This window comes from Aliifodinibius sp. S!AR15-10 (assembly GCF_031569985.1).
In the GTDB taxonomy this organism is placed as follows: Bacteria; Bacteroidota; Rhodothermia; order Balneolales; family Balneolaceae; genus JAMQKA01.
Window position 1 is genome coordinate 124499 of the sequence record NZ_JAMQKA010000014.1, and the last position, 12206, is coordinate 136704.

The 12206-nt window shown below is 47.0% G+C and carries 8 protein-coding genes; 6 read left to right on the forward strand and 2 right to left on the reverse strand.

The window, feature by feature from the left end; genetic code table 11:
• Positions 1-426: 426 nt before the first annotated feature.
• Both NC796_RS11560 and xerD read left to right on the forward strand, forming a co-directional pair.
• Positions 427-2874, forward strand: a complete 2448-nt coding sequence (locus NC796_RS11560; protein WP_310684564.1) for an HDIG domain-containing metalloprotein — start codon at positions 427-429, stop codon at positions 2872-2874.
• A 188-nt stretch (positions 2875-3062) separates the two neighbouring features.
• Positions 3063-3971 carry a site-specific tyrosine recombinase XerD gene (gene xerD / locus NC796_RS11565; protein ID WP_310684565.1) on the forward strand — a complete coding sequence of 303 codons (909 nt, stop codon included), beginning with the start codon at positions 3063-3065 and terminating at the stop codon, positions 3969-3971.
• A gap of 382 nt (positions 3972-4353) precedes the next feature.
• Here xerD and NC796_RS11570 read toward each other — a convergent pair whose 3' ends face one another.
• Both NC796_RS11570 and NC796_RS11575 read right to left on the reverse strand, forming a co-directional pair.
• A complete protein-coding gene (locus NC796_RS11570) occupies positions 4354-5613 on the reverse strand; it encodes a hypothetical protein (protein ID WP_310684566.1) in 1260 nt (419 codons plus the stop codon).
• Between the two features lie 110 nt (positions 5614-5723).
• On the reverse strand, positions 5724-7487 hold the full coding sequence (locus NC796_RS11575) for a DUF1565 domain-containing protein (RefSeq protein ID WP_310684567.1): 1764 nt from the start codon (positions 7485-7487) through the stop codon (positions 5724-5726).
• A 139-nt stretch (positions 7488-7626) separates the two neighbouring features.
• Between NC796_RS11575 and NC796_RS11580 the strand changes: the two genes are divergently transcribed.
• The 4 genes from NC796_RS11580 to NC796_RS11595 all read left to right on the forward strand — a co-directional run bounded on the left by NC796_RS11580 (position 7627) and on the right by NC796_RS11595 (position 12185).
• On the forward strand, positions 7627-8202 hold the full coding sequence (locus NC796_RS11580) for a sigma-70 family RNA polymerase sigma factor (RefSeq protein ID WP_310684568.1): 576 nt from the start codon (positions 7627-7629) through the stop codon (positions 8200-8202).
• Positions 8203-8285: 83 nt separating this feature from the next.
• Positions 8286-11036 carry a serine/threonine-protein kinase gene (locus tag NC796_RS11585; protein WP_310684569.1) on the forward strand — a complete coding sequence of 917 codons (2751 nt, stop codon included), beginning with the start codon at positions 8286-8288 and terminating at the stop codon, positions 11034-11036.
• A gap of 94 nt (positions 11037-11130) precedes the next feature.
• Complete coding sequence (locus NC796_RS11590) at positions 11131-11697, forward strand: sigma-70 family RNA polymerase sigma factor (RefSeq protein WP_310684571.1); 567 nt, start codon at positions 11131-11133, stop codon at positions 11695-11697.
• A gap of 17 nt (positions 11698-11714) precedes the next feature.
• Positions 11715-12185 (forward strand): hypothetical protein, encoded by a 471-nt coding sequence (locus NC796_RS11595; RefSeq protein WP_310684573.1) that lies wholly within the window; start codon positions 11715-11717, stop codon positions 12183-12185.
• Positions 12186-12206 lie beyond the last annotated feature (21 nt).

The window sequence follows — 12206 nt, forward strand, 5'->3', positions numbered from 1 at the left end:
AGGCATTATACAGACTTGTTGGCTTAACGATGTGATCGACGTGGCGATCCCGCCGCGTCCGTTTTCTGTTCCGGCACCGGGAGGTTGCCTCCCGAAAGTTGCCGAAGATCTTGTAAAAACAATACATATTGACCAGACTTCGAACCAGATCAACATTTCGAAACCTTAAGAGATCCTGAAGCAAGTTCAGGATGACACAAAGATATTCTAACCACTTAAAACATTATACATAATTGCACGCAATGAACGTTATACTGGTTTAATGGATTGTAAAACTGAACTTCAAGTGGCTCTCTGGCGAGAGAATGACTACAATTAACCAATTTCATTTAATTTTTTCTATATCGCCCGATTAATTACTTTAATAGAGCTGCAGTTTTATGTATTCTGGAAACGGCACGTTAATTGCTCATAAAACCTTCTAACATGGGGTTATTAGAAAAACTGGGACTCGGCCAAAAGGCCAAAACAGGTGCGCCCGTTATAGGAGAAAAGAAAAAAAAGAAGGAAGCGGCCTCTTCTCTCAAAACAAACAAATATATTCGCGCCCTTATCCTTATTGGGTTTCTGGGGATTCTAATAAGCTCAGTGCCCCGGACGTCCTTTAAAGAGCCGATCAATTACACTATAGGAGAACCGTGGCGGGCCGAGGATCTAACCGCGCCGTTTACGTTTGCCCTGAAGAAGACACAGCCAGAGCTGGAAAAGGAACGACAGAAAATCCGCCAGAGCACCCCGCCGATCTTTCATGTGGATCACAATGCCAAAATTACCATCCAGAGCAGGCTGGACTCCCTTTTTAAAGATATGCAGCCTGTTCTAAAGTCTTACCTTTCCTGGCAGCAGTCCATGGCCGAAAACAATGGCACCACGTCCAACGACAGCCTCCGGTTCGTGCAGGAGATGAATGTTTCCAATCTCAACCTTTCCGAGCAGTCATGGCAGGCCCTGCTCGAAAATTATGCCAAGGTAAATCGCGCCCAGCAGAACACCGGCGGTAATGCCAGCCAGTTTGTAGGTGCTGATCTGAAACTACGGCTTGAAAACCTGATCAACGAAGTACTCGAGGAAGGCGTGATTAATGTCGAGAAGGATACCCTTTCCCTTGATGAAATTACTGTCAGAGATCTCAAAGAGCGAACAGAGCGGACCTACAGTGTGGCAAATGTACGAGACATCCAGGAAGTGAAAGAGTATGCCAGATTCCAGCTCTCTCGCTCCTATTTTGATGAAATTGCTACCGCGGGCTCTCAGATATTCAACCAGGTCATTCAGCCTAACCTTATCTTTAATCAAAATGATACTCAGGCGCGTATTACCGAAGCACTCTCCAATATTTCTACCACAAAAGGGGCTGTCTCCCAGGGACAGGTCATCATCCGCAAAGGAGACCTGGTGAACCAGGAAAAAGCCAACTGGCTGGAGAGCCTGGCGGAGGCCCGTGCCCAAAATGCCAGTGATACCGAACGGTGGCTCCGTTACCTTGGCGATATATTGTCTATCTTCGCCATCACCACCGTATTTTTCTTCTACCTGTACCTTTACCGGCGCTATATCTTTGAAAATAACGCTATGCTCCTGCTTGTATTTATAGCAATGAGTGTGATCTGTGTCGCCAGCTCCATCACCTATGAACTGAATAGCATTTCTCCATACATCGTGCCGGTGGCTGTAGCTCCCATCATCCTGACGATCATCTTTGATTCGCGCGTGGGGCTGCTTTCAACCATCTGCCTGGCGCTGCTAACCGGGCTGATTATCGGCAACAATTTCGAATATGTGGCGGCAACGACGGTAGCCTGCAGCCTTGGACTGTTTTCCGTTAGGGATATAAAGAAGCGCTCCCAGTTTTTCTTTATCACACCCGGCATTGTATTTACTTCCTATGCCATAACCATGATCGGCTTCAACATGACAGCTTTCGAGGGCTGGACTGAACTTGGAAACGACCTGCTGTTTGTGGTGATAAATGCCATCTTCATCCTGTTCACCTACCCATTGATTCTGCTTTTTGAGAAGGTGTTTAAAGTAACCACGGATTTCACCCTGCTGGAACTCAGCGATACCAACCTGCCGCTGCTGAAAGACCTGATGACTAAAGCTCCCGGTACGTTCCACCACAGCCTGCAGGTAGCCAACCTTTCGGAAGCAGCAGCCGGCTCAATCGGGGCAAACGGACTTCTCTGCCGCGTAGGTGCCCTTTATCACGATATCGGGAAGATGGAAAATCCCGGCTATTTTGTGGAAAACCAGGCCGGACCCAACGAGCATGACAAGCTCAAACCCCGCATGAGTGCACTGGTAATCAAGGCGCACGTCAGCAACGGCGTAAAGGTAGCGAAGGAGGAAAAACTACCGGAGGTGATTATCGATTTTATCAAGACCCACCATGGCACCTCACTGATAAAATTCTTCTTTGAGAAAGCCAAGGAAAATGCCGATGAGGATAAAGATGAGATCCAGGAGAAGGATTTCCGCTATGACGGTCCCCTGCCCCGAACCAAAGAGACCGGCATCCTGCTACTGGCTGATGGCGTGGAAGCCGCATCTCGCGCCATGAAAGACCCGAGTTACCAGAAGCTGGAAAACCTGGTAAACAAGATGGTGGATGACCGCGTTAATGAAGGTCAACTCAGCAGATGTCCACTCACCTTCCAGGACCTTCGCTCAATCAAAGAAACCTTCCTCAACATACTGATGGGTATTTATCACAGTCGGGTAGAGTACCCTGATGACAAGAAGGCACAAGACGCCGAGCAGGTTGAAAAGATGGCCAAAGATACCTCAATTACCGACGATAAATCGGCCGATCTCACCATTGAAGATTCCGAATCCCCAGAACCGCCCAAAGTGGATGATTATATTAATACCTAGCCTGGCATTGCGTTATTTGACCAGTGTTTCGTCTGAAAAAGTGTTAAGAACCTTGGAATTTCGGGTTGCGGGTTGCAGGTTTTGTAGTGGGATTCGTAAAATTATTGAGTTAAATCAGGATTATTTATTCGCAGTTATAGAGAATAAACCACAATAAGTAATCCAAATAAAACCCGTAACACATATCCATGCAGTTCAAGGAGGAATTACAACGGTATCTGCAATTTACCAAGGTAGAAAAAGGACTCTCAGAACACTCCATCGAAGCCTACAAAAATGACCTGACCCGGTACCTGAAGTTTTTGGCACAGGACCTGCGAATCAAGGACCTGGCGGGTGTTACGCTGAAACATATTGAAGATTACCTTGAAGAGCTCAGCGCAATGGACCTGTCCCCCAGCTCAATTGCACGCAACGTCTCGAGTATCCGCAGTTTCCATGAATTTGCAGTAGTAGAGAACATCACCAAGGCTAATCCCGCAGAACTTGTAGACCTGCCCAAGAAAGCAGAAAAACTGCCCGAGGTGCTAGACCCGAATGAGATTAACCAGATCCTGGAAATTCCTGATCGTACAACGAACCAGGGTATCCGGAATGCTGCGATTATGGAGACGCTGTATGCCACGGGGATGCGGGTCAGTGAGCTAACCGGACTTGAACTGGACAATCTGTATTTCGAGATCGGCTTTATCCGGGTGGTTGGCAAGGGGAACAAGGAGCGCCTGGTGCCGGTGGGGGAAAAGGCACAAGACGCTTTGGAGCACTACATTGAGTATATCCGCCCGAAATATCTTAAGGAGAAAAATCCTCAAAAAGCCAAGAATCGCGTTTTCTTGAACAATCGGGGCGGACCGCTTTCGCGTATGAGTATCTGGAATATTGTGAATGACGCGGCAGAACGGGCGGGCATCACCAAAAATGTCTATCCCCATATCTTTCGCCATTCTTTTGCAACCCACTTGCTGGAGGGCGGGGCCGACCTTCGCGCGGTCCAGGAGATGCTGGGGCACTCTTCCATCATTACCACCGAAATTTATACCCACGTCGATCGTTCACTGCTGCACCAGGTACATAAAGAATTTCATCCCCGCGCCTGATAGAACGCAGATCCTGGCCAGGAAAATTTCAAATTTCATTACTATATGGATCAGGTTCAGATAGTAATATGGAGACGATCCATATAGTAGAGAAAATCGGTGAAGGGGGACGCCCACATTCCCCACCAAGCAATTTTCTCCTCGGCAAGGCTACGGTAAAATAGCACCGGAACCCCACCTTGGTACGTTGAGTACGTGATTTTATCTTCGGATGATATTATTAGGTAAACCCATTATTAACACCATCTTACGGCAACGTAATTGTAAATATTTGTGAGAAATGTGGGCTAAGCACATAAAAGCCCCCTCCACCTTTCGGCAGAGGAGGCTTTGGCCTGACAAATAGTTTGGTTTAAAACTCATTTCCTTAATTTATCCTCACCTAGAAACCGAAGTGACGGGCCACCTCATTGTAGTTTGAGAGGTCAAGGTCCTCTGGGAGGCGCGAATCGTCCTCTATACCTGTAAAGTCTACCGTATTGGATGATTCAATCCTAACAATCTCAAACCGATTAAATCTTATACCGTGTCCACCTACCTTGAAAATGTGAAATTGTGCAGCGGAAATACCGCTAAGCCATGTCAAACTGAAATCATAAAAATTATTCTCGACCCCACCGCTGCCCGGTATGGAATAAATATCATCTGATGAAGTTTTCAGCCCATACATGAGCCAAACACTTTGTCGCATAGCGGTTTCACTCGGCATAACAAGGCTGTGCCTGATTCCTTCCCAAATTTCTTCTCCATCAAAATCATGCCCCGGGTATATATACCGTGTAACATTGGCGTTACCGTCGGCCCCATCTGCCCCGTCAGCTCCCTTCAGGTTGATTGGAACACCCCAGATAGCAGAATTGGTATTCAGAAGTGTAAATTTGGGTCCGTACAGGTCATAGTTTGTCTTGTCCAGGTAATAATCCCCCACATCACCAAGGGATTGATCGGGAGCTCCATCTCCTGAATATATTTGGCTGCCGTCTTCACCATCCGCCCCATCTTGTCCATCTTCTCCGTTAAGATTTATAGGCTGACCCCAACCGCTGTCCGTTTTTGGGCCATAGAGATCTTTATTAGTCTTGTCCAGGTAGTAATCACCTACAGCCCCAATCGAACTTTTGGGCGCTCCATCCCCCGAGTAAATTTGGCTGCCATCTTCACCATCTGCCCCGTCCGTACCATCTACGCCATTAAGGTCTATGGGTGTGCCCCATCCTGAATCGTCTTTTGGCCCATATAGATTTTGTACACTCAAATCAATATAGAAATCTCCTGCCACTCCCAGCGTATCGTTGGGTGCCCCGCTCCCGGAATGGATCTCGGTGCCGTCATCTCCGTCGTTGCCCATCAGCACAATAATTGGATCTCCCCAGCCCTCTTCCGTTTTGGGTCCGTGGTATTCACCGGTATTCGTGTTAAGGTAAAAATCGCCTATATCCCCAATATCGCTTGAGGGTGGCCCTTCATCCGCATACATCATACTTCCATCGTCACCGGCCGGACCGACAGGTCCTTGGGACCCTTCCGCCCCCTGGGGACCTTCTGGACCTGTAAGACCCTCGCAGGCTACAAAAACCAGTGTTACAGCGAATAGTATCAAGAGTAGTTGGCTTCTCTTAAGTTGAATAATAGCTCTATACATAATCTTATTTTTTATTATCTGTTACCGATGATATTAGCATAACATTTGCCCTCATTATACCATACGAACCAGATCTGAGAATTGGCTCACTATAATCTTCAAGGAGTAGCTCAGTTACATGCCGCTCCGCTACCAGTGCCCCAGCGCAGGCTCCCGCCCTGGCTGTTTACCCATATTTCGGCCTGGGAATATTCATCGAATGCCGTGGCACAGCGTGGACTGGCACCATTTGACCAACTGTTACCAATCGCCTCAATTTCGTCCTGCACACCGTCGCTGTCTCCCAGGTTATCATCACGAGTAACCGAGACATCCAGGGCCGCGATATCTTCAAAAACATTGTTTCCGGGATTGCCTTCAGTACCCAACTCAACGAAAAAATCATTCTCGTTGGGCGTCAGCGGTCCACCAATATCTATGGCATTGGTATTCATATTTCGGAAAGTAGTACCACGCACAATCAGGGTACCATCAAGATATTTGATACCATCGCGGGCCAGGTTCGGATCTCCAGTGCTCTGGGTGTGGACACCCTCAATAACACTGTCGTTTACTTTTACTGTGGCCTGGTACATCTCAATGGCGGACCAGAGCGTATACTGTAGCGTGGAGTTCAGCACATCGATATTCGCGCTGGGCTGATCGCTGTCCATATCGATGCCGTATTTAAACCGGGTGCCCGCTTCGGTGCCATCACTGCTGGTAATTGTGGTATTGTCGAGCGTGATATTACCATCGCCATTAAGTTCGATCGCGGCATTATTCTGACTGGAAGTGGCGGCAGGGCTAATAGTGCTATTGGTGATAAACAGGTTAACATTACTGGCATCTTCGAGCTCAAATGCTGCATCATGACCAATATTAATCACATCCGTATCCCGCACATCCAGGCGGGCATCAGAGGTATTGAAACGGTTGGTCCAGGCGTGGCCTATACCCTTTCCATCAATCGTGCTGCGGCTCCCCTCATATCCCCTTACCTCAACATTGATAGTTGAGCCTGTGGTTATGATGTACCCGTTTTCATTGTTGGTGGAGAGTGTCACATCCTCCAGTATAGCGTAGGATGATTCAGCTGAGCTTCCGCCCCAAACATATACTGCATCAGGATCTCCATTGTAGGAACCACCGGTGTACCCATTTTCTATATGCAAGTGTCGCAATGTAACGCCTTCTCCCAGCTCAATGGTTGGTTCTCTGTCTACATCAGGACTAAGGATATGGATATTCTTTCGATCCACATTTGGGTCTCCCTTCACGATTAGATCTCCGTAAAAGTTGAGCGGGAATTTCTCACCGTTCCCCTGGTCATACGTACCCTCTGCTACTATCAGCGTATCAATATCCAGGAAGGGATCATTCTCGTTTTCTCCGTAAATCTCCAATGCCCTGGTAATTGTTTTGAGAGGCGTATTTTCCATATAGCCATCGGTATTCCCATCCGCGCCGTTATTGGCATCCACAAACAACCGCTCGGCAATTGCTGAGACTGTTACATCGGCGGTATCGCTTTCACCATCGGAGCTGGCTTCAAGCGACAAGACATATTCTCCCGGCAGATCGGGGATAAGGGTAGGAGACTCGCTTGCGCTCTCCGAAAGTGTGGCCTGGCTGTCGGTCGGTTTGCTGCTGATACTCCAGGAATAACTTACCGTACCACTTCCCGTGGAGCCGGATCCGTCTGCCGTAACCTCAAAGCCCACGACCGCATCCTGGTCAGAGCCGGCATCTGCAGTAACCGATGGGGTGCCGGTATCATCTCCGTTATCTCCGGAACCGGTGTCTGCCCCCCCGGTTCCGGTGCTATTTTCACTACAGGAGAAAAGTACAATAGTGAATATTGCTAGACATAAGATTGTGACTTTCCTTATCATAATAGGCCTCTATATTGAATTCCAGAGTTAGTTTATTTATATATTCAAGGGTTTCCTTGATTCATTCAGTAGTACATACGAGGTGCCAGCGTAAATTAGATCATCTACATTGTAAGGCTTAATAAAACCCCTTTAACCCATGGATAAACCGGGCGTTACCCAACTTTTGTTACGTCTTAAGGATGGAGAAGAGGGTGTATACGATCAGCTTTATCCCCTTGTCTACAAAGAGCTGAAGGGCCTGGCTTACGCCCAAATGAGCCATCAATCGCCGGATCACACACTGTCCAGGACAGAACTTGTGCATGAAGCTTACCTGAAGATGATTGACCAGACACGGATCGACTTTAATGACAAGAGCCATTTTTTTGCAATCGCATCTCGCTGCATGCGCCAAATACTGATCGACTATGCGCGAAAAAAGAATGCAGACAAGCGAGGGGGTAGCGAAAAGGATGTCACGTATATTGACCAGCTTTTTCACGCACAGAAAGAAAAGTCCCGGGAATTAGTCGGAATCGACGAAGCCCTGGACAAACTGAGCGAATTAAACGAGCGACTGGTAAAAGTGGTTGAGATGAAGTTTTTTGGGAATATGACTATTGACCAGACGGCAAGCGCGTTGGGCGTCTCATCAAGCACAGTGAAACGTGACTGGATCAAGGCACGGGGATGGTTGTACCGGGAGCTAAAAGGCAGATTCGAAATCAAGTAGAACAACTGAATATTGAAGTAACAATCTCAAGCAGTTGGTTGGCGTACAACAATTTTTTATTACATAAATAACTTTAGGCTATTATGGGTGATCTCGACTGGAACAGGGTTGAAACAATTGTCGACCAGGCTCTTGAGTTACCGGAAGAGGAACGAGCGACCTTCATAGAACAGAAGTGCCAGGGAGATGAACAACTAAAAGGAGAAATTACCACGCTCCTGGAGTCGATTTCCTGTTCCGAAGGCTGGCTCGAAAATCCCAAAAATTACCAGCGGGAGTTTTACCAGGAAATTGCCGATGATGTAGAGCTACTTTCCAGCGGCCGAAATTTGATTGATACCCAGGTGGGCTCATACCTCATTAAGGAAAAAATCGGGGAAGGTGGTATGGGAGCGGTTTATCTTGCTGAACGCTCAGCAGATGAATTTGAACACCGGGTCGCTATTAAAATAATCCGGCAGGGACAAGCTTCAAAAGAAAACCTGCAACGGTTCAAACGGGAACAACAGATTTTGGCCGGACTCAACCACCCGGGCATTGCCCAGTTCTATGATGGGGGTGTGACCGTGGACGGGTTCCCGTATATCATTATGGAATATGTGGATGGAGTCCCCATTGACGAATATTGCCGGAGAAGCAATATTGATTTGGATGAAAAAATAGAACTCTTCAAAAAGGTGCTGGAGGCAGTTCGTTATGCCCATGAAAACCTGGTTATCCATCGCGATCTAAAGCCTGGGAATATTCTTGTTAACTCCGATGGGAAAATAAAAATTCTCGATTTCGGGATTTCAAAACTGCTGGAGAGCGAATCGCATGAGAGCTCGTTAACCTTGACGGGAGCAAGACTGCTCACTCCCCGTTACGCCGCCCCCGAACAGGTTAAACAACAAAATATCACGACTGCTACTGACCTATATGCCCTCGGGATAGTCTTTTATGAGTTAGCGGCCGGTTCCGGTCCATATGATCTCGAGAACCAGTCTCCTTATGAGATTGAACAGATCATCCTGGAAACAAATCCTAAAAAACCGAGTGCCCGAACGCAAATTCCGGGCAGGTCCCAAAAGCTTTACGGGGATCTTGATGCCGTTATATTGAAAGCACTCAGAAAGCAGCCTGAAAACAGATACAGGCTAGCCAATGAATTTTTGGATGATCTAAGCAACTACCAGCAGGGGCTCCCGGTTTCAGCACAGGAGGGCACCTTTCAATACCGGGCACATAAATTTTTCAAACGGCACAAGCAAGGGGCAGCTGCAGTCGTCGGAATCCTGTTACTAATCATTGGATTAACCGGCTTTTATACCTGGCGCATTACGGAAGAACGAAACCAGGCCCAGTTTGAGGCAGAGCGAGCCCAACAAATCAAAGAGTTCATGCTGAGTATGTTCGACCGGAGTAATCCTGACATGGCCAATTATTCCGGCAGAGAACAATCAACCACCGAAATGCTAATCGCCGGTATGCAAAAGGTGGAGGATGAATTGAGCAATCGCCCGGAAATGCATATCGAAATGCTGGCCTCTATCGGTGATGCTTTGTCTAACATTGATGAGTTCGAAAAGGCGGACCAAGCCTTAACCAAAGCCCTAATTCGCAGCAGGAAATATTATGGGGCTAACAGTCACCAAACTGCTGATATCCTGAGTGACCTGGCCAACTATAATCACGAAATCCAACAGTATGAAGAAGCAGAAAACTATATCCTTGAAGCACTGGCTATAGATTCTACGATAAACGGCGAGCATTCTGAATCACTTTCCGACAAAATCTCCATCTATGCATCCAACCAGTTTCTTCAGTCAAATTATCACAGGGCCAGGCAACTTTTCCTGGAAGCAGATAGTCTTGACAAGGTATTTGGAAGAACCCAGACTCCCGGCTACCATACGATGCTTGCCAACCTGGGCGAAACAGAACTATTCTTGGGCGAGTACCAACAAGCTGAGAACCACTTTTTACAGGCGCTCAACTTCTATACTAACTACTATGACAGCATGCACGTGAATATTGCAATGACTCAATATCGCCTGGGGATGCTGCATCACTACAGGAGTGAGTACAAAAAAGCGGAGACCTATCTGCTGAAATCACTGGATGGATATAAAACGTTATATGGGGCGTACAATTCACAATTGAGCTCTAACTATGCTATGCTGGCACGCACCTACCGGCTGCTGGGAGATTTGGATCAAGCCCATAACTATGCCCTAAAGGATGCAGATCTCACGAAAACACTATTCAGTGACACAAGTGCCATGTATGCCAAAAGCCTGAACAACTTGGCGATGATGCAGAAGGCCCAGGGCCAACTTAAGGCTGCTAAAAATAACTATGAGCAATCCCTGCTTTTATACCAACAGCACCTGGATAGTGATAACCCCGATCTGGCGATGCCGCTTTACAACCTGGCAGATGTCCTTATGGATCTGGGGAACTATGATCGTTCACACGACCTGATAAAACGAGTTGTCGAGATCGACAAGGCCAAGCTGGGGCCACGCCATCCCGAGGTAGGTATCGACCTGAATAAGATGGGCGCTATCCTGACAAAAGCCGGCCATTTTGCCCAGGCAGATTCCGTTTTTGCCGAGGCAGAAGGTATCTTCCTTGGAAAGTTTCCAGAGAACCATTACCGGATTGGGGAGTACTTTGTGAATTGTGGAATCCTGAACTTGAAACAACAAAATCACAAGGAGGCAAGTAATTATTTTAAACAAGCAATCGAGATTTTTAACACTAATTTTAAGGAAGACAACAGGCGTATTGCTCAGGCCATGGCATATTTAAAGAAGAGCCAACAGGCCGCTGTAAGTAGTGCAAATCAGTAGGTAAACTGATTATACTTCCAGACTACTTACAGGTTTAGTTACATACTGCAAATTTTTACTACGTTGGGGTTAAATCGATTTAAATCGGGGTCACATGAAAACCAAATCAGAAGTTACAAAACTGCTTATCGAGGTAAGGCAGGGGTCAAAAGAAGCATATGAGCAGCTATTCCCAATTGTTTACGATGAACTTAAACGGATAGCCTACTCCAATTTACAACAAGAGCGCAATGACATCACGCTTACCGAGACCGCTCTGGTCCATGAAGTGTACCTGAAGATGGTCGACCAGACAAAGGTCAAGGCTGAAAATCGAAATCATTTTATGGCCATTGCCGCCCGCTGTATGCGCCAAATTTTGGTTGACCACGCCCGAAAGAAAAAAGCTGAAAAACGCGGTGGTGATCAGCAGGACATCACCTTTATCGATGGTCTGCTTAAAGTGCATCAGCAATCCATGGAGGTTATTGATCTGGATAACAAACTAAAGGAATTATCGAAAATAGATGAGCGTCTTGCTGAGGTCGTAACGTTGCGTTTTTTTGGCCAAATGACGGTTTATGCAACAGCTGAAGCTTTAGGTGTTTCAGAAAGGACGGTAAAGCGAGACTGGGCCAAAGCCCGTGGGTGGTTGTACAAAGAACTAAAAAAAAGTGAGTGAATCGGGGTTTTCAGTTGATGGATCAACAGGAATGGACAAATATCAGTGAAATTATTGATACGGCGTTGGACCTTGAGGCCGAGAAACGAGCCACATATATAGCAAAAAAGTGTCAAGGGAATCGGGAAGTAAAACGAAAAGTTACCGAGCTTCTGGAAAGTATTGAAGAAGCTGACAGTGAGAACTACCTGGAAGGAGCTGAGGCTTACCCCGATGAGCTTGCTGCAGACTTTTCCCTGGCAAATTCTACCTCCAAACCAGCCCTGATTGGTACTACGATCGACAGGTACAAGGTCATTGAACTGATCGAACATGGTGGAATGGGCTCTGTCTACATTGCCAAACGAGCTGATGATGCTTATGAGCGCAAGGTGGCTTTTAAGGGGCCTTTGCAGAACCCCTTGTTTTGGGGATTTTTCCCAAAACCGATAGGTTTAATCGAACATCGCCAATTTTTAACTCAAATGGAATCTTTTTATGTCGGATAAGCGCCATCAGCTCAGTATTTT

What these genes read in the sequence shown, in the direction of transcription:
- NC796_RS11560 (WP_310684564.1), top strand. Translation starts at nt 427, where the DNA reads ATGGGGTTATTAGAAAAACTGGGACTCGGCCAAAAGGCCAAAACAGGT.
- xerD (WP_310684565.1), top strand. Translation starts at nt 3,063, where the DNA reads ATGCAGTTCAAGGAGGAATTACAACGGTATCTGCAATTTACCAAGGTA.
- NC796_RS11570 (WP_310684566.1), bottom strand. Translation starts at nt 5,613, where the DNA reads ATGTATAGAGCTATTATTCAACTTAAGAGAAGCCAACTACTCTTGATA.
- NC796_RS11575 (WP_310684567.1), bottom strand. Translation starts at nt 7,487, where the DNA reads ATGATAAGGAAAGTCACAATCTTATGTCTAGCAATATTCACTATTGTA.
- NC796_RS11580 (WP_310684568.1), top strand. Translation starts at nt 7,627, where the DNA reads ATGGATAAACCGGGCGTTACCCAACTTTTGTTACGTCTTAAGGATGGA.
- NC796_RS11585 (WP_310684569.1), top strand. Translation starts at nt 8,286, where the DNA reads ATGGGTGATCTCGACTGGAACAGGGTTGAAACAATTGTCGACCAGGCT.
- NC796_RS11590 (WP_310684571.1), top strand. Translation starts at nt 11,131, where the DNA reads ATGAAAACCAAATCAGAAGTTACAAAACTGCTTATCGAGGTAAGGCAG.
- NC796_RS11595 (WP_310684573.1), top strand. Translation starts at nt 11,715, where the DNA reads ATGGATCAACAGGAATGGACAAATATCAGTGAAATTATTGATACGGCG.